At 66.9% G+C, this 23,124-nt stretch carries 19 protein-coding genes; 15 read left to right on the top strand and 4 right to left on the bottom strand.

Going from position 1 to position 23,124, the window contains the following annotated elements; genetic code table 11:
* Positions 1–8: 8 nt before the first annotated feature.
* From CCOS191_RS25475 to tssA, 4 genes are all read right to left on the bottom strand, one after another.
* Positions 9–497: an Hcp family type VI secretion system effector gene (locus tag CCOS191_RS25475; RefSeq protein WP_023632508.1), complete on the bottom strand. Its 489-nt coding sequence runs from the start codon at positions 495–497 to the stop codon at positions 9–11.
* A 94-nt stretch (positions 498–591) separates the two neighbouring features.
* Positions 592–2,085: a type VI secretion system contractile sheath large subunit gene (gene tssC / locus CCOS191_RS25470; protein WP_046857484.1), complete on the bottom strand. Its 1,494-nt coding sequence runs from the start codon at positions 2,083–2,085 to the stop codon at positions 592–594.
* 11 nt (positions 2,086–2,096) lie between these two features.
* Entirely contained in the window at positions 2,097–2,612 is a 516-nt protein-coding gene (gene tssB, locus CCOS191_RS25465) for a type VI secretion system contractile sheath small subunit (RefSeq protein WP_023632506.1), read from the bottom strand.
* Between the two features lie 72 nt (positions 2,613–2,684).
* Positions 2,685–3,722 (bottom strand): type VI secretion system protein TssA, encoded by a 1,038-nt coding sequence (tssA, locus tag CCOS191_RS25460; RefSeq protein ID WP_046857483.1) that lies wholly within the window; start codon positions 3,720–3,722, stop codon positions 2,685–2,687.
* 396 nt (positions 3,723–4,118) lie between these two features.
* On the opposite strand from tssA, the gene tagH reads away from it, so the two are divergent.
* The 15 genes from tagH to CCOS191_RS25385 all read left to right on the top strand — a co-directional run bounded on the left by tagH (position 4,119) and on the right by CCOS191_RS25385 (position 23,099).
* Positions 4,119–5,498, top strand: coding sequence for a type VI secretion system-associated FHA domain protein TagH (gene tagH, locus CCOS191_RS25455; RefSeq protein ID WP_046857482.1), 1,380 nt, complete (start codon positions 4,119–4,121; stop codon positions 5,496–5,498).
* Between the two features lie 49 nt (positions 5,499–5,547).
* Positions 5,548–6,042: a type VI secretion system lipoprotein TssJ gene (gene tssJ, locus CCOS191_RS25450; protein WP_046857481.1), complete on the top strand. Its 495-nt coding sequence runs from the start codon at positions 5,548–5,550 to the stop codon at positions 6,040–6,042.
* A 15-nt stretch (positions 6,043–6,057) separates the two neighbouring features.
* Entirely contained in the window at positions 6,058–7,392 is a 1,335-nt protein-coding gene (gene tssK, locus CCOS191_RS25445) for a type VI secretion system baseplate subunit TssK (protein WP_046857480.1), read from the top strand.
* A gap of 6 nt (positions 7,393–7,398) precedes the next feature.
* Positions 7,399–8,715: a DotU family type VI secretion system protein gene (locus CCOS191_RS25440; RefSeq protein ID WP_038707182.1), complete on the top strand. Its 1,317-nt coding sequence runs from the start codon at positions 7,399–7,401 to the stop codon at positions 8,713–8,715.
* Positions 8,712–12,218 carry a type VI secretion system membrane subunit TssM gene (tssM, locus tag CCOS191_RS25435; protein ID WP_046857479.1) on the top strand — a complete coding sequence of 1,169 codons (3,507 nt, stop codon included), beginning with the start codon at positions 8,712–8,714 and terminating at the stop codon, positions 12,216–12,218. The genes CCOS191_RS25440 and tssM overlap by 4 nt, the downstream gene beginning before the upstream one ends.
* Positions 12,215–12,871, top strand: coding sequence for a type VI secretion system-associated protein TagF (gene tagF, locus CCOS191_RS25430; RefSeq protein WP_046857478.1), 657 nt, complete (start codon positions 12,215–12,217; stop codon positions 12,869–12,871). Before tssM ends, tagF begins: the two co-directional genes overlap by 4 nt.
* The gene (locus CCOS191_RS25425; protein ID WP_046857477.1) at positions 12,868–13,587 is read left to right on the top strand and encodes a PP2C family protein-serine/threonine phosphatase; all 720 of its coding nucleotides are present in this window, start codon (positions 12,868–12,870) and stop codon (positions 13,585–13,587) included. Before tagF ends, CCOS191_RS25425 begins: the two co-directional genes overlap by 4 nt.
* 7 nt (positions 13,588–13,594) lie before the next feature.
* Positions 13,595–16,597, top strand: a complete 3,003-nt coding sequence (locus tag CCOS191_RS25420; protein ID WP_046857476.1) for a serine/threonine-protein kinase — start codon at positions 13,595–13,597, stop codon at positions 16,595–16,597.
* On the top strand, positions 16,597–17,301 hold the full coding sequence (locus CCOS191_RS25415) for an ABC transporter ATP-binding protein (RefSeq protein ID WP_046857475.1): 705 nt from the start codon (positions 16,597–16,599) through the stop codon (positions 17,299–17,301). Before CCOS191_RS25420 ends, CCOS191_RS25415 begins: the two co-directional genes overlap by 1 nt.
* Positions 17,301–18,503 carry an FtsX-like permease family protein gene (locus CCOS191_RS25410; RefSeq protein ID WP_046857474.1) on the top strand — a complete coding sequence of 401 codons (1,203 nt, stop codon included), beginning with the start codon at positions 17,301–17,303 and terminating at the stop codon, positions 18,501–18,503. The genes CCOS191_RS25415 and CCOS191_RS25410 overlap by 1 nt, the downstream gene beginning before the upstream one ends.
* Positions 18,496–20,262, top strand: coding sequence for a formylglycine-generating enzyme family protein (locus CCOS191_RS25405; protein ID WP_046857473.1), 1,767 nt, complete (start codon positions 18,496–18,498; stop codon positions 20,260–20,262). Before CCOS191_RS25410 ends, CCOS191_RS25405 begins: the two co-directional genes overlap by 8 nt.
* 78 nt (positions 20,263–20,340) lie before the next feature.
* Positions 20,341–21,267: a type VI secretion system-associated lipoprotein TagQ gene (tagQ, locus tag CCOS191_RS25400; protein WP_046857472.1), complete on the top strand. Its 927-nt coding sequence runs from the start codon at positions 20,341–20,343 to the stop codon at positions 21,265–21,267.
* A gap of 95 nt (positions 21,268–21,362) precedes the next feature.
* The gene (locus CCOS191_RS25395) at positions 21,363–22,265 is read left to right on the top strand and encodes an NAD synthetase (RefSeq protein ID WP_046857471.1); all 903 of its coding nucleotides are present in this window, start codon (positions 21,363–21,365) and stop codon (positions 22,263–22,265) included.
* Positions 22,265–22,681 carry a hypothetical protein gene (locus CCOS191_RS26900; protein WP_052752660.1) on the top strand — a complete coding sequence of 139 codons (417 nt, stop codon included), beginning with the start codon at positions 22,265–22,267 and terminating at the stop codon, positions 22,679–22,681. The genes CCOS191_RS25395 and CCOS191_RS26900 overlap by 1 nt, the downstream gene beginning before the upstream one ends.
* 4 nt (positions 22,682–22,685) lie before the next feature.
* A complete protein-coding gene (locus CCOS191_RS25385) occupies positions 22,686–23,099 on the top strand; it encodes a hypothetical protein (protein WP_046857470.1) in 414 nt (137 codons plus the stop codon).
* Positions 23,100–23,124: the final 25 nt, after the last annotated feature.

Below are 23,124 nucleotides of genomic sequence, written 5' to 3'. Positions count from 1 at the left end.
GCGGTCGATCAGATCTTGACGTTCGAGCGGATGTTCCAGCCGTACTTGATCGGGCCGCCTTCCTTGGTGCCGTCGGCTTTCTGCGGCTGGTAGTCGACGGTGACCTTGGCGAAGTTCAGGGTCACGTTCTCGGTCAGGCGGTCGTCGCTGCCCGAACCGCCGGTGCTCAGCGAGCTGATGATCACCTCTTCGAGGTTGATGATCAGGTACTCGACCTGGCTTTCACCGCCAGCCTTGCGCACGGTCAGCTTGACCTTGTCGATGTGCTTGCCGCTGGAGCAGTGAGCCATCAGGTTGGGGCTGGACTTGTCGATGTACTTGGTGATCGACAGGTCCTGGATGTTGACCTTGCCCGAACCGCCGCCGCTGCCCAGGTGCATGTTGCCGGACTGGGACATGCCCCAGCTCCAGTTGAGCACGTCGATTTCGTCCTTGTGGGCCTTGTCGTGGGACTCGCCCTTGATGTCGCCGATCTTGATGAAAATATCTACAGCCATGATGTCCTCGGGATTTCGCGTCGGTTAGCGGTAGTAGTGGCTGATCGCGGAGCCAGCCCGCCCCCACCGTGGGAGCGGGCGGGCCCCGCGATGATCAGGCCCCTTTGGCCGAAGGCAGCTTCGACACCAGGCGCAGCGACACGGTCAGCCCTTCGAGCTGGTAGTGCGGGCGCAGGTAGAAGCGCGAGTTGTAGTAACCCGGGTTGCCTTCGACTTCCTCGACCACCACTTCGGCGGCCGCCAGCGGGTGCTGGGCCTTGGTGGTCTCGGTGGAGTGCGCCGGGTCGCCGTCGACGTAGTTGAGGATCCAGTCCTGCAGCCAGCGCTGCATCTCGTCCTTTTCCTTGAACGAGCCGATCTTGTCGCGAACGATGCACTTCAGGTAATGGGCGAAGCGGCAGGTGGCGAACAGGTACGGCAGGCGCGCGGCCAGGTTGGCGTTGGCGGTGGCGTCCGGGTCGTCGTACTCGGCCGGTTTCTGCAGCGACTGCGCGCCGATGAAGGCGGCGAAGTCGGTGTTCTTCTTGTGCAGCAGCGGCATGAAACCGTTCTTGGCCAGTTCCGCCTCGCGGCGGTCGGAAATGGCGATCTCGGTCGGGCACTTCATGTCCACGCCACCGTCGTCGGTGGGGAAGGTGTGTGCCGGCAGGCCTTCGACTTCGCCGCCCGACTCCACGCCGCGGATGCGCGAGCACCAGCCGTAGTGCTTGAACGAGCGGTTGATGTTCACCGCCATGGCGTAGGCGGCGTTGGCCCAGGTGTACTTGCTGCTGTCGGCGCCGTCGGTGTCTTCCTCGAAGGCGAAGGCCTCCACCGGGTCGGTCTTGGCGCCGTAGGGCAGGCGTGCCAGGAAGCGCGGCATGGTCAGGCCGATGTAGCGCGAGTCTTCCGATTCGCGCAGCGAGCGCCAGCCGGCGTATTCCGGGGTGGTGAAGATCTTGGTCAGGTCGCGCGGGTTGCTCAGCTCCTGCCACGAGCCCATGCCCATGACCGTCGGCGAGGCGGCGGAGATGAACGGCGCATGCATCGAGGCGCAGACCTTGGACACTTCGCCGAGCAGCTCGACGTCGGGCGGCGACTGGTCGAAGTAGTAGTCGCCCACCAGGCAGCCGTACGGCTCGCCGCCGAACTGGCCGTATTCCTCTTCGTAGAGCTTCTTGAACACCGGGCTCTGGTCCCAGGCGGTGCCCTTGAACTTCTTCAGGGTCTTGTGCAGGTCGTTCTTCGAGATGTTGAGCACGCGGATCTTCAGCTGCTCGTCGCTCTCGGTGTTGTTGACCAGGTAGTGCAGGCCACGCCAGGCGCTTTCCAGTTTCTGGAAGTCATCGTGGTGGATGATCTGGTTGACCTGGGCGGTGAGCTTGGCGTCGATGGCGGCGATGATCTGCTCGATCGAGCCGATGGCATCGTTGGACACCAGGCTGGTCTGCGCCAGGGCCTGCTCGGCGAGGGTGCGCACGGCGCTCTCGACGGCTTCCTTGGCCCGCTCGGTCTTGGGCTTGAACTCCTGCAGCAGCAGGCTGGCGAACTCGCTCGGGTCCTGGGTGGCCGCCTGCGGGGCCTGGCTGTCGCGCAACGGATCGTTCATGGTCGGTCTCCTCAGGCCTTCGGCTCGGTGTCGGCGGGTTTCGGCGCGCTGGCCAGGGCCTGCAGCAGGGCCGGGTCCTTGATGGCCTTGAGGATGATGTCCTCGGCACCGGTCTTGCCGTCCATGTAGGTCAGCAGGTTGGCCAGCTGGGTACGGGCCTCGAGCAGCTGGTTCAGCGCGTCGACCTTGCGTGCCACGGCGGCGGGGCTGAAGTCGTCCATGCTCTCGAAGGTGATGTCCAGGCTCAGGTTGCCTTCACCGGTCAGCTCGTTGGGCACGTTGAACGCCACGCGGGGCTTCATGGCCTTGAGGCGCGAGTCGAAGTTGTCGACGTCGATCTCCAGGAACTTGCGGTCGGCCACCGCCGGCAGTGGCTCGGCGGGCTTGCCGGCGAGGTCCGAGAGCACGCCCATGACAAAGGGCAGCTGGACCTTCTTCTCGGCGCCGTACAGCTCGACGTCATATTCGATCTGCACCCGCGGCGCACGGTTGCGCGCGATGAACTTCTGGGAGCTGTCTTTCGCCACGTTGTTCCTCCTGGTCGCCGGTACGGCGGCGTTGCTTGTTGCGGGCGTCGGTGTTGATGCGGTGTCGAGGCGTCAGTCGCCTTCGGGGCCGCGCAGGTTCTCGAATTGCGACAGACCCTCGGGGATCAGGTCGCGGACGATGGTCGCGAAATCGGCGTTGACCAGGTTCTTCGCCCGACGCAGCAGCACCGGCAACGGGCTTGAGGGCTCGTGGCGGGCGTAGTACTGGAGCAGGCGTTCGAGGCTCTGCAGCACGTCGTCGCGGCTGTTCACTTCGCCGGGCCGCGCCGTCGGGCGGGGTGCGGCGGCGCTGGTAACGGGTTGCCGGTCGTCATGGCTGCTGCTGGCGGGTTGCTCTTCGCTGATGTTCGAAGGCGGCGCTGCGCCTTCCGGGCTGTAGTCGGCCAGCACCTGCTGGACCTGACGCAGCGGCTGGCGCAACGCGGACAGGTCGACGCCGCTGGACGAGCCGACCTGGTCATTGACCCGGCTCTCGATGACGTCAAGGGCGTCGCGGGCCAGTTGCAGCGCCTGGCGGCACTGTTCGAGCTGCTCGGGGTCGGCATCGCGCAGGGCGGCGGCCAGTTCCTCGGCGCTCAGCTGTTCGCTGGCGAAGTGCTGCACACCGGCTGCATGCAGGGCGGCGCGCAGGGTCACCGGGCCGAACGCCCGGGAGCGCACCAGCACGGCGTCGCGCAGCAGGCCGATGTTGGTGTCGCAGGTAAGGCCGGCCAGGGCATTGATGCGTACGGTAGGGTCGTTGTCGTCGGCGGCGTCCAGCTGCGGGTGCAGGTGCAGCCAGTATTCGCCGAGCAGGTCGCGGATCAGCTCGAGGCTGGCGGCCAGGCCCGGCAGGCCGTGCAGCGCCAGGTTGGCCTGGACCAGGAAGTGGGTGATGCGCAGGTCCTTGCTGCGTTGCAGCAGGTCGGTGCAGGACTGTTCGATGGCACGCCACTGCGGCGGTTCGGCTGCTTGCACGGCGTCGCCCATCACGCGCTCGGGGCGGCCCTGGGCATCGCGTTCCAGTTGCAGGAAATCGGCGTCGTATTCGAGGTCGTCGCCGCACGGGAAATCTGCGGAAACAGCGGCGAGCAGCTGCGGTGAGTTCACCAGAAATCGATCTCCATATCGGCCCTTGGCGAGGGCTTCGTATGCGCCAAGTTACAAATGTGAATTGGCGCACAAACTTGTCAAAGAATGCGAAGTTGATATCACCGTGATATCACTTTGGCACTCTTAAGTTGCGCATTTATGGTTTATTTCCAAATTGCTGTCAAGGTAAGCTACGCGCCGCGCAAGGTGACTGTGAACCAGTTGGCAACCCTTGGCGTCCATTGGTCAGGTGCCATCAAAGTGCCTTGCCGATAGGGTTTAATACGACCTTCCGGGAAGCGTGTTTTGGCATCGGGCCCTTGATTTCAAAGGGCTTGGTCGAAATGCGAGGTCGGGCTCGTTTATCCACTCAAATGGATAGATGAGTGTTTCATATATATGCAAGGAGGCATGATGGCACTTTGCCTGACCATTACCAGTTATCACAAGATCACCCCGGGGCAGTGCCCGGAGAAGTTGCTGGAAAACGGTGCCATCAGCGTCGGTCGGGCCGCGGATAATGATTGGGTACTTCCCGATCCGGAACGCCTTGTTTCTTCGAAACATTGTGTGATCCAGTTCAAGGATGGTCGCTACTATTTGACCGATAACAGCACCAATGGCGTGGAGTTGGTGCATGCCGGTATTCGCCTGCGTCGCGGTAACAGTGAGCCGTTGATGGACGGCGAAGTTATTCGAATTGGCGATTACGAGATCCAGGCACGTATTGATTCCGGCCTGTCGATTCCATTTGCCGGGCAGTCCGAGGCCCATAGTTTCGAGGCCTTGATGGCCAACCAGGTGGCCACCCCCAGTGCGCCCACCCCCAGTGCGCCCATCGCCGGTGCACCCGCCGCCTTCCTGCAGGGGGCGTCGAGCCACGACACCCTGCCGGATCTATTCGATTTCCTCGGCCCTTCCAGCGTGCCGCCTGTCAGCCAGCCGGATCATGTCCCCGCGCAACAGCATGACTTTCGACCGCCCACGCCGGTGGCGCCGCCTGCGCCTGTACCGGCAGCCACGCCCGGCGCGCCGGGCGTGATCCCGGATGACTGGAACCTGTTCGATGAAACTCCGGCACCTGTTATCCAGCCCGCCTCTGTACTGGCGCCAGCACCGCCACCACCGCTGCCGGAGCCGCAGACCCCGAGCGAGCCTGTTGTTCGGCCGCAGCCCGTCGAGACGGCTGCCGCGCCTGCTGACAGCGATGCGCTGCTCCAGGCTTTCCTGCGTGGCGCAGGCATCGAGCACCTGCGCATCGACGCCGTCGATGCCGCCGCGCAGATGGAGGCCATTGGCCGCAGCTACCGGCTCATGGTCGAAGGCCTGATCGATGTGTTGCGCGCGCGCAGCAGCTTGAAAGGCGAGTTCCGCATGCAGCAGACCACCATCGCCCCGGTACAGAACAACCCGCTGAAGTTCGCCCCCAATGCCGACGAAGCGCTGTTGTTGTTGCTGCGTGAGGGCAACCAGGCGTTCATGGCCCCCGACCAGGCGGTACGCGACAGCTTCGACGACCTGCGCGCCCACCAGTTGGCGGTGATGGCGGGTATCGAGGCGGCGCTCAAGCACCTGCTCAAACGCTTCGAACCCGCCCGCCTGGAAGAGCGCCTGGCACCCGCCGCCGGGCTCGCCAAGCTGTTCGGCGGATCGCGCCAGGCCCATTGCTGGCAGCAGTTCACCGAGCTCTACAGCCAGATTTCCCGAGAGGCCGAAGACGACTTCCAGGACCTGTTCGGCCGCGAGTTCAGCCGCGCCTACGAGGCCCACAGCCAACGCATTCAACGTTCCTGAGGCCAACGCCCGGGATACAGGAAGAACACAAGACGTCATGAGGACGAGGATGAGTGCAACAAGACTGATCGCAGCCCTGGCCATGGTGCTGCTCAGTGCCTGCAGCAAGGACACGCCGAGCGAGCCTGCCCCCGAGGCGGCGCCCTCCACGGGCGTCACCCTGTACTTCAGCGCCGCCGCCGGGCTCAACCCCGGTGCCAGCGGCATGCCCGCGCCGGTACGGGTACGCATCTACGAGCTGAAGAACAGCGCCGCCTTCGCCCGTGCCGACTACTTCGCCCTGGCCGAACGCGCCCAGGCCACCTTGGCCGCCGACCTGATCGACCAGGATGAAGTCCTGCTCCAGCCCGGCGAGCAGCTGCGCCTGGAGCGCCCGCTCGACCCGGCCACGCGCCAGGTCGGCCTGGTGGTCGGTTACCGCGAGGTCGACCGCGCCCAGTGGCGCAGCGTGCTGCCGGTACCGCCCCGTGACTATCAGATCAGCCTCGATGTGCGCGCCGTGCGCAGCGCCGTGGCCACCCCACAACCTGAGCCTGCCCGCTAGGCAATCGGAGAAAGCATGTCCTGGAACAATCGCGTGGTCTGGTCGGAAGGGATGTTCATCACCACCCAGCACTTCCAGCAGCACGACCGCTACCTGGAAAACTTCGTCGATGCCCGCAGCCGGCCGCTCAGTGCCGCCGCCTGGGGCTTTTCCGAACTGCTGATCGATCAGGGCCTGCTGGCCCAGGGCAAGCTGGCGATCCTCAGCGCCCGTGGCCTGCTGCCGGATGGCACGCCGTTCGACATTCCCCGTGACGACCTGCCGCCCGCGCCGCTGGAGATTCCCGATGACCTGCGCAACGGCGTGATCTACCTCGGCCTGCCGCTCAAGCGTGCCGGCGCCCGAGACACCGTGGACGACGGCGAGGTGCCTGACGGTGCGCGTTACGTCAGCCGCGTCAGCGAAGTGCGCGACGACAATGCCCCGTTCGAAAACCGCGCGCCGCTTGCCCTGGGCAGCCGTGCCCTGCGCCTGCTGCGCGCCGAGGATGGCCTGAGCGACTATGCCGGGTTGGGCGTGGTGCGTATCCGCGAGAAGCGTGCCGACCGTGCGCTGGTGCTGGATGACAGCTACATCCCGCCGCTGCTCGACGTGGCCGCCAGCAACCAGCTCTCAGGCTTTCGTGGCGAGCTGCTGGGTCTGCTGCACCAGCGCGGCGAAGCCCTGGCCGGGCGCGTGGTCGCCTCGGCCAATGGCGGCGCCTCGGAGATCGCCGACTTCATGCTGCTGCAACTGGTCAACCGCGCCCAGCCGCTGGTCGAGCACCTCAACCAGCTGACGCCGCTGCACCCCGAGCGGCTGTACAGCGAGCTGGTGGCCCTGGCCGGCGAGTTCGCCACCTTCACCCGCGATGGCCGCCGTCCGGAAAGCTACCCGGTGTACCAGCACGACGACCTGGCGGCGACCTTCGCCCCGCTAATGGCCGCGCTGCGCGAGGCGCTGTCGATGCTGATCGACAGCAAGGCCGTGGCCATCCCGCTGGTCGAGAAGGCCTACGGCATCCATGTCGGCATGCTCGCCGACCGCAGCCTGCTCGACAGCGCCAGCTTCGTGCTGGTAGTGCGCGCCGACGTGCCCAGCGAGACCCTGCGCAGCCGCTTTGGCCAGCAGAGCAAGATCGGCGCGGTGGAGCACATCCGCGACCTGGTCAACCTGCAACTGCCGGGCATCGGCCTGCTGCCGCTGCCGGTGGCGCCACGGCAGATCCCGTTCCATGCCGGTTCCACCTACTTCGAGCTCGACCGGGGCAGCGAACACTGGAAGCAGCTGCAGCATTCCGGTGGTTTTGCCTTCTACGTCGCCGGCGAGTTCCCCGGCCTGAACCTGGCCTTCTGGGCCATTCGAGGATAAGCCGCGATGCAATCGGACGATCCGCTCGCCAACGACCGCACCCAGTTCATGCCGCGCCCCGGTGGCCGTGGCCCGCAACCGGCCGCGCCGGGGCCTGCGCAAGCTGCGCCGCCGCCACCCCTGAACGTGCCGGCCGAACCGCTGGCGCCGGGGCAGGCGGCGGGCCTGAACCCGCTGGAGCAAGCGGCCGGTCCATTGCTGGCGCTGCTCACGCGCCTGCGCAACACCATCGCCCATCCGGCCCCGGCCAGCCTGCGTGCGCAACTGCTGGCCTACCTGCGTCAGTTCGAAGAGCGTGCCGAGGCCGCCGGGGTGCCGCGCAACGAGGTGCTGCTGGCGCGCTATGCCTTGTGCACCGCGCTCGACGAGGCGGTGCTGAGCACGCCCTGGGGCAGCGCCAGCGACTGGGGCAAGCAGAGCCTGCTGATCACCGTGCACAACGAGGCCTGGGGCGGCGAGAAGGTGTTCCAGCTGATGGAGCATTGCCTGCAGAGTCCGCGTGAACGCCTGCACCTGCTGGAGTTGCTGTACCTGTGCACCAGCCTGGGCTTCGAAGGCCGCTACCGGGTGATGAACGGTGGCCGCGCCCAGCTCGAGGCCCTGCGCGAGCGCACCGCCGCGACCATCCGCAGCGCCCGTGGCGAGTTCGAGCGCGAGCTGTCGCCGCACTGGCGCGGTGTCACCGTGGCCCGCGATCGCCTGGCGCAGTTCGTGCCGCCCTGGGTCGGCCTGGCGGTGGCCCTGGCGTTGCTGCTGCTGGTGCTGTTCGGCCTGCGCCTGAAGCTGGCGGCCGACGCGGAGCCGGTGTTCCGCGGCATTCATGCCCTGGGCGAGATTCCGGTGCAGGCCATGGATCGTCCGGTGGTGCAGCCCAAGCCCGTGGAGCGTCCGCGCCTGGCCGGTTTCCTCGCCGAAGACATCAAGGCCGGCCGGGTCGCCGTGCAGGACGCGGTGGACCGTTCGGTGGTGACCATCCGTGGCGACGAACTGTTCGCCTCGGCCAGCGCCAGCATCAAGGGCGACTTCGAGCCGTTGATGCTACGCATTGCCGAAGCCGTGGCGAAAGTGAAAGGCAACGTGAAAGTCACCGGCCACAGCGACAACCAGCGCATCGCCACGCTGCGCTTCCCGTCCAACTGGGCGTTGTCCCAGGCCCGCGCCGAAGAGGTGAAGAACCTCCTCGCCGCCCGCACCGGCCAGCCCGAGCGCTTTACCGCGCAGGGCCTGAGCGACACCGAACCGCTGGCGTCGAACGACAGCGCGCAAGGCCGGGCGAAGAATCGCCGGGTTGAAATCACCGTTCTGGCGGAGGGCGTCGAGTGAAGGCGTTTTTCAGTTTTGTCATTCGCTGGGTGATTCCGCTGCTGGGCCTGCTGGCCCTGAGCTTGATCATCTGGTTCCTCGGCCCGTTGCTGGACATGCTGGTGCCGGCCGCTCCGCGCCTGGTGCTGATCGCCCTGTTGTTCGCGATGTGGATCGCCTACCGCGTGTGGCGTATCGTCCAGGCCCGCCGTCAAGCGGCCAAGGTCATGCAGAGCCTGGCCGCGGAGACCGCGCCGGACCCCGCCAGCGTGGCCACCGCCGAAGAACTGGCGACCCTGCGCCAGCGCATGGACGAAGCCCTGGTGCTGCTGAAGAAGGCACGCCTTGGCGGCGACGAGCGACGCAACCTGTATGAACTGCCGTGGTACGTGATCATCGGCCCGCCCGGCTCGGGCAAGACCACCGCGCTGGTCAATTCCGGCCTGCACTTCCCGCTGGCGGCGCAGCTGGGCGAGGGCGCCATCCGTGGTGTTGGCGGTACGCGCAACTGCGACTGGTGGTTCACCGACCAGGCCGTGCTGCTGGACACCGCCGGCCGCTACACCACCCAGGACAGCCATGCCCAGGTGGACAAGGCGGCCTGGCTGGGCTTCCTCGACCTGCTCAAGAGCCAACGCTCACGCCGCCCCATCGACGGCGCGTTCATCGCCATCAGCCTGTCCGACCTGCTGCTGGGCAGCGACGCCGAGCGCGCTGCCCATGCGGCGGCGATCCGTACCCGCATCCAGGAGCTGTACAGCCAGCTGGGCGTGCGCTTCCCGATCTACCTGATGCTGACCAAGCTCGACCTGGTGCCGGGGTTCATGGAGTTCTTCGACACCCTGAGCAAGGAAGAGCGCGCCCAGGTTTGGGGCATGACCTTCCCGCTCGACGATGGCCAGCAGGGCGAAGGGCCGCTGGCGCAGTTCGGCAATGAATTCGCCTTGCTGGAGCAGCGCCTGAACCAACGCCTGGTCGAGCGCCTGCAGCAGGAGCGCGATCCGGCGCGGCGCGACCTGGTCTACGGTTTCGTCCAGCAGTTCGCCGCCCTGCGCGGCAACCTGAAAACCTTCCTCGACGGCATCTTCAAGCCCAACGCCTTCGAAGAGCGTGCACTGCTGCGCGGTGTGTACTTCACCAGCGGTACCCAGGAAGGCAGTCCCATCGACCGCCTGATCGGCAGCATGGCCCAGAGCATGGGCCTGGACCGTGCACACCTGGCGCGACAAAACGGCACCGGGCGCAGCTACTTCATCGAGAAGCTGTTCAGCGCCGTGGCCTTCGCCGAGCGCGGCCTGGTCGGCAGCAACCCGAAGGTCGAGCAGCGGCGCAAGTGGATCGCCCGTGGCGCCCTGGCCCTGAGCGTGGCCCTGGTGCTGGTGGTCGGTACCCTGTGGACCCTGAGCTACCGCGCCAACCAGCAATACATCGCCGAGGTCGACAGCCGCCTCAAGCCGCTGGGCAAGAGCGTGCAGGAACTGAGCCCGGCGCAGCGCAACGTGGTCGAAGTGCTGCCGCTGCTCAATGGCGTGCGCCGCCTGGCCGAGGATCCGCCCGGCTGGGCCGAGGGCCTGGGGCTGTATCAGGGCGACATGCTCGAAGGCGAGTCGGACAGCGTCTATCGCAAGCTGCTGATCGCCATCTTCGCCCCGCGCCTGGTCACTCGCATCGAGGAGCAGTTGTACGCAGGGGGGCCGTCCGACTACCTCTACGAGGGGCTCAAGGCCTACCTGATGCTGGCCGACGGCGAACACTACGACGTCGAGTTCATCAAGGCCTGGGTCACCCTCGACTGGGAGCGCAGTCTGCCGCGCGACCTGGCCCCGGACCTGCGCCAGGCCCTGGAGCAGCACCTGGCTGCACTGTTCGACAAGCGCCCGCCGAACGCCCGCCTGGACCAGCGCCTGATCGACGACACCCGTCGCCAGTTGCAGCAACTGCCGGTGGCCCAACGGGTCTACGACCGGGTCAAGCGCCAGAAGCTGCCCGCCGGGGTCAGCGACTTCCGGGTCAGCGATGCCGCCGGGCGTGACGCCGCGCTGGTGTTCCGCTTCAAGGACGGCAAGCCGCTGAGCGAGCCGCTGCCGGGCATTTTCACCGTCGAGGGCTACCGCAAGGCCTTCCTCGCCGCCAGCCTGGCCCACAGCGAGACCCTGGCCGAGGAGCGCTGGGTGCTGGGTCGCGAGGCCAGCGAATCGGCCGATGCCAAGCGCCTGGCCGACGATGTGCTGCAGCTGTACTACCAGGACTACATCCGCCATTGGGATGCCTTGTTGGCCGACCTGGACTTCGTGCCGATCACCAGCGTCGGCCAGGCCGCCGATGTGCTGCGGGTGCTGTCCGGGCCGACCTCGCCGATGAAGAAGCTGCTGCAGGCGGTCGCCAAGGAGACCAACCTGGCGCAGCCGACCACCCTCGACAAGGTCCAGGCCAAGGCTGAACAGGCCGGCGTCGATCAGTTGCGCCAACGCCTGGGTGGCCTGCTCGGTGATGCGCCGCTACCCAGCGACAACCCGGCCGCCCGTGAGGTGGACCCGGTCACCGCGCACTTCGCCGAGCTGGCTGCCCTGGTGGAAACCGGCGAAGGCCAGCCTGCGGCCATCGACGGCCTGCTTACCGACCTCAATGCCCTGTACGTTCAGGTCAGCGCCATGGTCGGCGCCAGTGGCGACGCGCTGCTGGGCGAGGCCAAGAACCAGGCCCAGGCTGCGGCGCAGCGTGTTGCCCTGGGGGCCGCGCGTCAGCCGAAGGTGGTGCAGAACCTGGTGAGCTCGGTGCTTGGCTCGACCCACAACCTGGTCATGGGCGGGGTGCGCAATCAGCTCAACGCCGCCTGGACCAGCGAGGTGGTCAACGTCTATCGCCAGTCCCTCAGCGGTCGCTATCCGTTGGTGGCCGGCAGTTCGCGGGATGCGACCCTGGAGGACTTCGGCCTGTTCTTCGGCGTCGGTGGGGTGATGGACAACTACTTCCGCAAGTACCTGCAACCCTACGTCAACACTTCGAGCACACCCTGGAGCTGGCAGCCCGGCGCGGCGCAGAAGCTGGGGATCAACAGCAATGTGCTGTACACCTTCCAGCGCGCGGCGAGCATCCGCGACGCGTTCTTCCGCAACAGCAACGGCGTGCAGCCGGGGGTGCGCTTCGAGCTCAAGCCGGTGGCGATGGACGCGACCATCACCCAGTTCCTGCTCGACCTCGACGGCCAGCAGGTGAGCTACGACCACGGCCCGAGCCGGCCGGTGGCGTTGCAGTGGCCGAACCCCAACAGCATCGGCGTAGTGCGCCTGTCGATCTCGCCGCCCTCGGCCAGCGGTCGTTCGGGGCTGACCGTGGAAGGGCCGTGGGCCTGGTTCCGCCTGCTTGACCAGTCCGACCTGGTGGCCGGTGGCTCGCCGGAACGCTTCAACCTGCGCCTGCGCGTCGACGGCGCCAGCGTGTCCTACGAGCTGCGTGCCAGCAGCGCCTTCAACCCGTTCCGCAGCCGAGTGCTCAGCGGTTTCAGCCTGCCGGAGCATCTGTGAACGACGTGGGTTTCTATGGAAAGCTGGCCTGCCGCGGCGACTTTGTCAGCCGCGGCCTGCCGCACGGTTTCATCCAGCCCTGGGACCAGTGGCTGGCGGCGGGGCTCCAGGCGAGCCAGCAGGCCCTGGGCGAGCGCTGGCTCGAGGCCTATCTGGTCAGCCCCTTGTGGCGTTTCGCCCTGGCGCCGGGGCTTTGCGGGCCCGAGGCGGTGGTCGGGGTGCTGATGCCGAGCATCGACCGGGTGGGGCGGTACTTCCCGCTGACCGTGGCCCAGGTGCTGGAGCCGGGGGAGCCGCTGGCGCCTGTGGTGGCCGGGGCCGAGGAATGGTTCGAGGCGGTCGAGGAGACCTTGCTGGCGACGCTTGAGCCGGGTGCCGCCTTCGAGGATTTCGAGGCTGCCTTGCAGCCTTTTCGCGGCGCGAGGCCGCTTGTGCAGGAGCCGCGTGCGACGGTGGGCGGGCTGCAGCGGTTGGATGCGACCACGCCGCAGGGGCGCGCCCTGGCCTTGGCCGAATGCGCCTGTGAAGGCATGAGCCTTTGGTGGGGCAGGGGCTCCGAACGGATCGCCCCGGGGCTGATGCGCTGCGCGGGCTTGCCGCGCAGCGAGGATTTCGCCGGTTTTCTATTGGGTAGCGAGGCGCGGATCGGATGACCGGCATGCAGTACACAGCGGCCAGCTACAGCCATGTCGGCATGGTGCGCAAGATCAACGAGGACGCCTGCCTGGAGTTGACCTGGGCAGGCCTGTGGGCGGTGGCCGACGGCATGGGCGGCCATGCGGCGGGCGATTATGTCAGCAGCCTGGCGGTCGATAGCCTGCGCAGCCTGCCGATGCTCGATTCACTGGACGACTTTGCCGGCGAAGTGCGCGACGGCCTCGCCTGGGTCAACGGCATCGTGCGCGAGGAAACCGCGCGCCGTGGCGTGGCGATGATGGGCAGTACCGTGGTGGTGCTGGCCGCCCGAGGCGACCAGGCCATCGGCCTGTGGGCCGGCGACAGCCGCCTGTACCGCCTGCGCGACGGCCGTATCGAGCGCCTGAGCCACGACCACAGCTACGTCCAGGAGCTGCAGGACAGCGGCCTGCTCAACGAAGCCGAAGCCCGTGTGCATCCTCGCGGCAACATCGTCACCCGCGCCATCGGCGTCGAGGACCACCTCGAGCTGCAGGCCGTCGCCTTGCAGGTGCAGCCCGGCGACACCTACCTGCTGTGCAGCGACGGCCTGAACAAGACCGCCGAAGACCACGAGATCGCCGAGGTGCTCGGCCACGCCGACCCTTATGAGGTGGTGCGCAGCCTCGTACACCTGGGGCTGACCCGTGGCGCCCCCGACAACATCACCGCCGTCGTCGTGAAGGCCAGCTGAAGACATCATGGACATGCAGATTCCCGGATTCGACATCGACAGCGAGCTTGGCCAGGGCGCCATGGCCAGCGTGTACCTCGCCACCCAGCGCTCCCTGGAGCGCAAGGTGGCGCTGAAGATCATGGCGGCGAGCCTGGCCGCCGACCCGACCTTCTGCGAGCGCTTCCTGCGCGAGGGCCGCACCCTGGCGCGGCTGGCGCACCCGAACATCGCCACCATCCATGACATCGGCAATGTCGGCGAGCTGTACTACATGGCCATGGAGTACCTGCCCAGCGGCACGTTGAAGGAGCGGATCGCCGCGGGGCTGACGCCAGAGCAGGGCCTCGTCTACGTGCGCCAGATCGCCCAGGCGCTGGGTTATGCCCATGCCCAGGGCCTGGTGCACCGCGACGTCAAGCCCGCCAACATCCTTTTCCGCGCCGACGGCACCGCGGTGCTGTCGGACTTCGGCATCGCCAAGTCGCTGGATGACCGCACCCAGTTCACCCAGGCCGGTTTCGCCGTTGGCACGCCGAGCTACATGAGCCCGGAACAGGCGCGCGGCATGGATATCGACGGGCGCGCCGACCTGTATGCACTGGGTGTGGTGCTGTACGAAATCCTCGTCGGCAAGCTGCCGTACAACGGCACCGATGCGTTGTCCACGGCGCTGGCGCACCTGACCGAGCCGCTGCCGGAGCTGCCCATCGAACATGGCCGCTACCAGGACATCCTGCGCGGTCTGCTGGCCAAGGATCCCAACGAGCGCTTTGCCGACGCGGCGGCGTTGCTGGCCGCGCTGGACCGTCTGACGGTCCAGGCGCCGACCGAGAACAACGACAGCACATTGGTCCGCCCGCTGCCGATCCCGCCACCGGCCATCCCGCAGCCGGTGTCCATTGACATTCCGCAGGCCGTTACCGCTCCGGTGAGCAAGCCTGCCCGGCGGTCCGAACCCAAGCCCGCGCCTGCTGTGAAGCCCGCCTCGAACAAGCCGGCCAAGGCCGTGCTGGCGGTGGCGATAGCGGCGGCGCTGGGTCTGGGGGGCGCGTTCTTCTGGTTGCTCGGCGGCAATGACGCGCCCGCGCCTGAAACGCCGGTGGTGCAGGCGCCCGCCGACAGCGTGGTCCCCAGCGAACCCAAAGTCACGCCGGTGGCCGCCTCGGACGACGGTCGTCCACTGCTGATGCCCGGCAAGAAGACCCTGTTCCAGCGTGTGCTGACCAAGCCCGACGCCCAGCTGGTGGCTCAGCCTGGCGATGCCTCGGGCGAGACACTGCCAGCTTTCTCCGTGCTCTATGTCTACCAGCGCAAGGACGTCGGTGGCCAGGCCTGGGTCCAGGTCGGCGCGGCCAGCGACGGCCAGCGCGAGGGTTGGCTGCCGGCGGCGCAGACCAGCGACTGGAAACAGAGTCTGGTGCTCAAGTTCACCGAACGCTCGGGCCGCTCGCCGGTGATGTTCATGCGCCAGGTGGACGATGTGCAGCATCTGCTCGACGACACCCCGCTGGCTCGCGACAGCCTGCTCAAGGCGCAGAACAATCCCGACCAGGTGCCCCAGGTGATGGCCCTGGAACCGGCGGCCAGCGCCGTGCCGCAGAACCAGTTCTACCTGATGCCGATCTTCGACTACCGCGAAAGCTTCGACGCCGGCGGCCAGCCGGTGCAACTGCTCAACATCGCCTCCATCGACCCCGGTGCCAGCGCCCGCGACAGCGCGCCCAAGGCGGCCGGCGTCGCGGCGGTCGGCGACAACAGCTTCCGTACCGGCATCGTCCTGGTGGTGGACACCTCGGTGTCCATGCAGCCGTACATCGATCGGGTACGCCAGGTGGTCAGCGAGCTGCAGCAGCAACTGGCGGCCCGTGGCGAGCTGGACAGCGTCAGCTTCGGCTTGGTCGGCTTTCGCAACAGCGTCAAGCGCACCCCGGGCCTGGAGTACCTGAGCAAGACCCTGGTCAGCCTGGAGCAGGGCCGCGATCCGGCGCGTTTCCTCAAGGCCGCCTCGCAGGTCAAGGCCACCAGTGTTTCCAGCCACTCGTTCAATGAGGACGCCTTCGCTGGCGTGATGCAGGCCGTCGAGGGCATGGATTGGTCCGGCTATGGCGGGCGCCTGATCCTGCTGGTCAGCGATGCCGGCGCACTGCGCAAGAATGACCCGTTCAGCAGCACCCAGATGAACGAAGCCGAAGTGCGCCAGGCCGCGCTGAGCAAGCAGATCAAGATCTACGCCCTGCACCTGCGCACCCCCGCCGGGGTCAAGAACCACGGCGCGGCCGAGACCCAGTACCGCGTGCTTACCGCCGACAGCAACCCGCAGATCGGCGACCTCTACGTCAGCGTGCCGGGCGGTGAAGTCGGTGCCTTCGGCGACCGCGTGCGCGAGATCGGCTCGACCTTCGCCGAGCTGGTGCACCAGGTGCGCAACCAGCAACCGCAACCCGTACCGCTGCTGACCTCGGCCTCGAGCCTGGCGGCCAAGTCGCAGGCCATCGGCTACGCCATGCACATGGACTTCCTGGGTCGCCACGGCGCCAGCCAGGCGCCGCAACTGGTCAGCGCCTGGACCGCCGACCGCGACCTGACCAACCCGACGCTGCCGACCCTGCAGGTGTGCGTGATGCTGACCAAGCTGCAGCTCAACGACCTGCAGCAGTCGCTCAAGCTGATCGTCGATGCCGCGCGCAAGACCCGCAGCTCGCCGGGCGACTTCTTCAACGAAATCGCCAGCGCCAGTGCCTACATGAGCCGCGACCCCGGCGCGTTGCGCAAGGGCGCCAACCTGGCCCAGGGCGGCGTGCTCGGCGAATACCTCGACGGCCTGCCGTACCGCAGCAAGTCCCTGAGCATGACCCAGGACCTGTGGCTGTCGCTGTCGGTGGCCGAGCAGGAAGACTTCATCGACGAGCTGGACTCGAAGATCCGCCTGTACGAAACCTTCCACAACGACATGGCCAACTGGGTGCGCTTCGGCAAGGCCGAGCCGGGCGACGCCCTGTACCGTGTCCCGCTGTCGACGCTGCCGTGATGATCCGCCTGAACGGGGTGCGCAAGACACGCGGGCAGGGTGCCCAGCGTTACAGCCTGGAGATCGACCGGTTGCACCTGGCGGCGGGCGAGCGGGTGGCGCTGGTCGGGCCCAGCGGCTGCGGCAAGAGCACCTTGCTCGACCTGCTGGCGCTGGTGCTGGTGCCGGACGCGGCGCAGGGCTTTGCCCTGGGCGGCGAGGATGTCGCCGGGCTGTGGCGTGCCCGGCAGCTCGACCGCCTGGCCAGCTGGCGCAGCCGTCACCTGGGCTATGTGCTGCAGGCTGGTGGGTTGCTGGGTTTTCTCGATGTGCGCGGCAATATCCGCCTGCCACGCCAGTTGCTGGGGCTCGGCGATGACGGCAGCGTCGAGCGTCTGGCCGAAGCGCTGGATGTGCACGACCAGCTGGGCAAGAAGCCCGCGACCCTGTCCCTCGGCCAGCGCCAGCGGGTCAGCTGTGCCCGTGCCCTGGCCCATGGCCCGGCATTGTTGCTGGCCGATGAACCCACGGCGTCCCTGGACCCGGTGAACGCCGATAGGGTGATGCAATTGCTGTTGCGCGAGGCCGAGGCGCGCCAGGTGACCTGCGTGGTCGCCACCCATGACGAAGCTTTGGCTCACAAGGCCGGGCTGACGGTGCTGCGCATGGCCTGCCGGCGCGACGCCGACGGCGGCGTCACGGCGAGCCTGGAGAGGGCCGCCTGATGCGCCCGCTGCTGATCGCCGGGCTGGCCTGGCAGGACTACCGCAACGATGCGCGGTTGTCGGCGTGCGCCGTGCTGGCGCTGGTGGCGGTGATCGCGCCGTTGCTGGTGCTGTTCGGGCTGAAGTTCGGCCTGGTCGGCAGCCTGACCGAGCGCCTGCAGCGCGACCCGGGTGTGCGCGAGATCATTCCGCTGGGCGGTGGGCGCTTTCGCGCCGAGTTCATCGAGGAACTGGCCCAGCACCCGCGGGTAAGCTTCGCCATCCCGCGCACCCGGCAGATTGCTGCGACTGCCGAGCTGTTGCTGCCGGCCCATGGGCGTGGCCTGACGGTCGAAATGCTGCCCACCGCCGAGGGCGACCCCTTGCTGGGGCAGGTCGCCCCACCGGACGGCCTGCAACAGGTGGTGCTGAGCTTTACCGCCGCGGAAAAACTCGGTGCCAGGGCCGGGGACGAACTGCAGGCCAGCTTCAGCCGCCAGCAGGCCGGGCAGATGCAATGGCGACAGGCGCGCCTGCAGGTCAGCAGCGTGCTGCCCCTGGCAGCGTTCGAGCGCGATGGCCTGTTTGCCTCGCTGCAACTGCTAGAAGCCGTCGAGGATTACCGCGATGGCCGCGCCGTGGCTGCGCTGGGCTGGCAGGGGGAGGAGCAAGGCAGCGCGTCAGCGCGGGTGTACCCGGCCTTCCGCCTGTATGCCCGCGAACTGAACGATGTCGAGCCGCTGCGCCAGTTCTTCGCCGAACGCAAGCTGCTGGTTTCCACACAGGCCGCGCAGATCGCCCAGGTGCAATCGCTCAGCCGCAATCTCGACCTGGTGTTCTGGATCATCGCCAGTCTGGCCGTGGCCGGCGCCGTAGCGGCCATCGCCGCAGGCGCAGTGGCGGCGGTCGAGCGCAAGCAGCGCGAGCTGGCAGTGCTGCGTCTGCTGGGCTTCGGCACTGCTGCGCTGCTGTTGTTCGTGGTGCTCCAGGCGCTCTACAGCGGCCTTTTTGCCGCCGCCGTGGCGGGGCTGTTGTACCTGCTGGCCGAACATGGCCTGAACCGACTTTTCATGCAGGTGCCCGGCGAGTTCGCCAGCCACCTGCTGCCCATGCACTACCTCGTTGCATTGTGTGCCGTGCTGCTGGCCAGCACCGCCGCCGCCGCCCTGGGCGGCTGGCGGGTGGCGCGCATCGAGGCTTGCCAAGGAATACGTGATGTCTGATCGCCGCCTCGGGGCTGCCGCCCTGCTCCTGACCGCTTTGAACCTGGGCGCCTGTTCCCCGGCCGATGGCGACGACAAGGCCAAGCCAGTTGCCCAGGCGCAGCCGGGGGCTGAAAGCAAGTTCGACAACCCCAAGCCGTTGCCGGGCGATGTCAGCCTGCCGCTGCCCTGTGGCGGTGAGCTGGTGCTGCGCAGTGTCTATGTGCTGGCCCAGGGCAGCCTCGACGACCGCGAGGTCAACCTCGGCTACCCGTTCAGCGAAGGCGAGGCCGGCTACAAGCAGTCGTTCATCTCCGGTTACCGACGCGACTTCATCAATGGCCAGTTCAGCCTGCAGGACCTGGCGCCACAGTGGCAGAAGGCGGTTGCGCCAAGCCTGCCGAAGGTCGAGAAAGGCAGCCCGCTCACGCCGATGATGTACTTCATCGGCAAGTACGAAGTGACCGCCCGCCAGTACGCCCAGGTGATGGCCCAGGCGCCGTCGCTGGCCGGCGGCGACGCGGCACCGGCCTGCGAGGCGAACAACGATGCGGCGGGGCGCCTGCCCAAGGTAAAACTGTCGCGCTTCGAGGCCGAACGCTTCGCCGCCGTCTACAGTGCCTGGCTGATGAAGCACCACCGCGACCTGCTGCCGGTCAGCGGCCGAGGCAGCAAGGCCGAGGATGGTGGCGTGGGCTTCGTGCGCCTGCCCACCGAGGTGGAATGGGAGTTCGCCGCCCGTGGCGGTTCGGCGGTCAGCCGCCAGGAGCTGGAAGGGCGGTTGTTCCCGCGTAAGGTCGAAGGCGCCGACAGCGAAGGGCCGCTGGGCGACTTCGCGGTGTTCAACCAGGTCGCCGGTGGTACCGGGCAGGCGGCGCGACTGATGCCGATCGGCACCAGACAGCCCAATCCGCTGGGCTTGTTCGATGTGATCGGCAACGCCGCCGAGATGGTTCAGGAGTCGTTCCAGCTGGTCAACGCCGGGCGCCTGCAGGGCGCCTACGGCGGCTTCGTGGTCAAGGGCGGCAACTACCTCGAAGGCGAGGGCACCTTGTTCACCGGCATGCGCCGCGAGTACCCGCTGTTCGGCGTCGACGGTACCGAGCAGCGCAACGAGACCACTGGCTTCCGCGTGGCCATCGGCGCCTTGTCGGCGCCGCGCTCGCGCTACCAGGAGCTGTTCGAGCAGTGGCAGAAAGAAGGTCGCCTGGCCGGCCTGACCGACGACATCGACGCCGCCCAGGACCCGACCAAGCGCCTGGACAGCATCATCGCCGCCGCCACCGACCCGCGCCAGCAGGCCGAGCTGGGGCTGGTCAACGAAGAGCTCAAGCGCAATGTGTCGCTGATCGCCCGCCAGCGCGAGGAAGCGGCTGGCAACCTGATCCAGTCCGCCGCCCTGGTGGCAGAGACCGTCAATAACTACAACATCCGCCTGACCAACCTGCAGAACACCCAGGCCAAGGCCGAGGCCTCCGGCGACCAGACCAGCGCGCGCATGTACGGCGCCGCCATCGCCAATGGCCGCGCGGCCCTCGACGGCGCCGTGGCGATCTACATCGACAACCTGGCCAGCGGCACGCGCTACACCGACGCGGTGATCCAGGCGCAGTTCCAGCGGGTCAAGGAAGAGCTCAATCGCAAGCCGGTGCTGGGCAACAGCCTGGTCACCCGCGCCACCCTGTTCGTCCGCCACGTCGGGGAGTACCGCCAGAACCGGCGGGCCGATCCGGCGACGATCCTCAAGGAGCTGCTGGCATCGGCCGCCCCGCGACCCTAAGGACAGTTCCCACAGAAAGGACTCCCGGGTGGCACGAGGCCCCCGGATACCGAGAAACCCAAGAAGAGAAACCAGACCATGTTCACCCGCAAACCCCTGATCACTGCATCCCAGGCCCGTACCGCGCTGCTGCTGGCAGCCGGTTTCAGCACCGTGCTGTTGAGCGGTTGCGCCAGCTCGCCGGCGTCCAAGGTTGGCGCCACGACCAAGGTCGAGTACTACCCCAACTGCTACGAACCGGTGCAGCACCTGCGCTCCACCGACGGTGACATGACCCGCTCGGTCGCCACCGGCGCGCTGCTCGGCGCGGTCGGTGGCGCCCTCACCGGCGCCCTGGTCGACAAGGAAAACCGCGGCCGTAATGCTGCCATCGGTGCCGCTGGTGGCGCGCTGGTTGGCGGCGCGGCGGGCTATTACACCGAACGCCAGAAGCAGATCAGCGACGACAAGCAGCGCATCGCTTCCTACGCCACCGACATCGACAAGAGCGCTGCCGACCTGGACCGCACCACGGCCTACGCCAAGTCGTCGCAGAGCTGCTACCAGCGCGAGTTCGCCAGCCTGATCCAGAACCGCAAGGCTGGCCGCATCAACGACACCGAGGGCCGCAAGCGCCTGGCCGAGATCGTTGCCGGCCTGCAGGAGTCGAACAACCTGCTGACCACCGTGAACGGGCGTCTGGGTGAGAACCTCAACAACTACACCCAGGCCTACGAGCAGGACCTCAAGCAGGTGGGCGTGCAGCGCACCGAAGTGGTCGCCGTGGCCGAGCCGCCGAAGGTGGCAACCACCGGCAAGAAGAAGGATGTGAAGAAGGTCCAGCCGGCCAAGACCAACACCAAGGTGCCACAGGAAGCGGTGGCCACCGAGAAGACCCTGCAGAACGCCAACGGCAAGAAAGCCGAGGCCCAGCAGGTAGCCAAGGCGGGTACCGACCAGGTCAACGCCATGTGCCGCAACCCGGACATGGGTGACTGGGCGCCGGTGCCGTGCCCGAACGTGTGATCCGTTAAGGCTGCTCGCATGACCTGTAGGCGCGGGGCAAGCCCACGCCTGCAGGTCATGCGACTTGGCCAGGCTTTGTGCAAGGAAACCTATTCGTGACAGATCTTCTGGTCAATTCCCTGGCCAACAACTCCCAGTTTCTTGCCCGTCAGCGTATCCAGGCACGGATCAACCTGCCGCAGATGTTCGCCGCCATCGACGCCGACCCGCGTATCGTCGGTGCCGGTGTGGTGTACATCGACGCCGAATACAACATTGTCACCCTGCGTGAGTTTCAGCCGATCTGCAGCATCCGCCCCAAGCGTGTGATCCTGCGCGAGATCAAGAAGTACCAGACACCTGACCAGTACACCCAGCAGCTGCAGCACAATCCGCGCGAGTCGCGGGTGGTCAAGGAGGCGGTCAACACGACCCTTTCCTGCGCGGGCGCTGTGATCGGCTGGTTCGTGGTATTCAGTGGCACTATTGCCGCGCCCTTTTCCGGTGGTACCAGCCTGGTACTGACCTATGTCGGTGGCGCCGCCGCCACCGCCAGCAGCATCCAGTGCGGCATCGGTGTAATGCGCACGGTGCGTGAGGTGACCAACCCAGCGGCCAACGATGCCCTCGATGAGAACCAGTGGTACCAGGCCGCCTCGATGGTGCTCGATGGCGTCTCGTTGCTGGGTGTCGGCGCGTCGGGCCTGAGCACGTTGAAGTACCTGCAAGTACACAAGGCCGCCACGGGTCGCAGCTGGCTGGAGTTATCCAAGAGCCTCAGCCGCCAGCAGCGCAAGGCGCTGACCGACGAGCTGCTGTCGATCAAGCACCCGAGCCTGACGGCCAGGCAGATCAAGTTGCAGCAGGCGGCAGGGACCATGACCAAGCGCTACACCCCGACCGAGATAAGCCACGCCACGCAGACCCTGATGCGCGACTCGCTCGGCGCCACTTTCGGGTTGGCCGGGAGTGCCACGGTGCAGAGCATAGCCGTAGGGCTATATGAAGAGATCGAGTGATGATGAAGCCTGCGCAATTCCAGACTTTCATGCGCCGTTACTTCCCGACGTTCTTGCTGGGGTTTTTCATTTGCCTCCTGTCGGCGGCGTTGTCAGCCACTCTGTGGATCGACAGTCACTGGCGCAATCACCCGGATAACCCCTTGTTCACCATGATGTCCAGCGCAGTGCTGGTCTTGCTGCTGTGTTCCGGGCATTTCGCGATGGTCCGGGGCCTCACATGGGCAGTATGGGTGGTGCTCCCTGTACCGACTGTGGCCTTGCTGATGGCGTTGAGCCTGCTCGGTAGTGGAGTGAATGCTGTGTTGCTGGCAATCCTGCTGGCGTTGCCATTGCTCGCGCTGCTGGTACTCAACAGCCAGCGGCATCGAGAGATGCGCCGGCGGTTGGTGGAGCTGCGCAAGGTGCGGCGCTAGCGCAATGACGCTCAAGCCTTTTCTGAAGCGTTACTTCGGCGTATTCATCGGCGCCTACTTCTCGTCGATCATTGCCGTGTCCTGGACATTTGCGCTGGTGTGGAGCACGTATTGCCGGAACTGCCTGAAGGATGGCGCCTTTGCTTCGAGTCTGTTCCTGACGCTGGCAGTCTTCATGTTGGGCCATGGCGCTGTGGTTCGGGGGCGGACGTGGGGGGCCTGGCTCGTGGCCGGGATGTGCCTGGCCAGCCTGGTGATCGCGCTGCCGGCCTATGGATATCGTCCCAACATGTTCATCTACATGAGCAGCCTGCTGGCAGCGCTGGTAGCGTTGCTGTTGATCAATAGCGACAGGTACAGAGAAATGCGCGTTCTCCTGGCGCAGTACCGAGAGCAAAGGCGCAAGGCAAAGCACTAGCCATCATCGCGGGTTGGCGCCGCGC

It is taken from the genome of Pseudomonas sp. CCOS 191 (genome assembly GCF_001007005.1).
Lineage (GTDB): Bacteria > Pseudomonadota > Gammaproteobacteria > Pseudomonadales > Pseudomonadaceae > Aquipseudomonas > Aquipseudomonas soli.
This window is presented reverse-complemented; position numbering and strand designations above follow the sequence as displayed.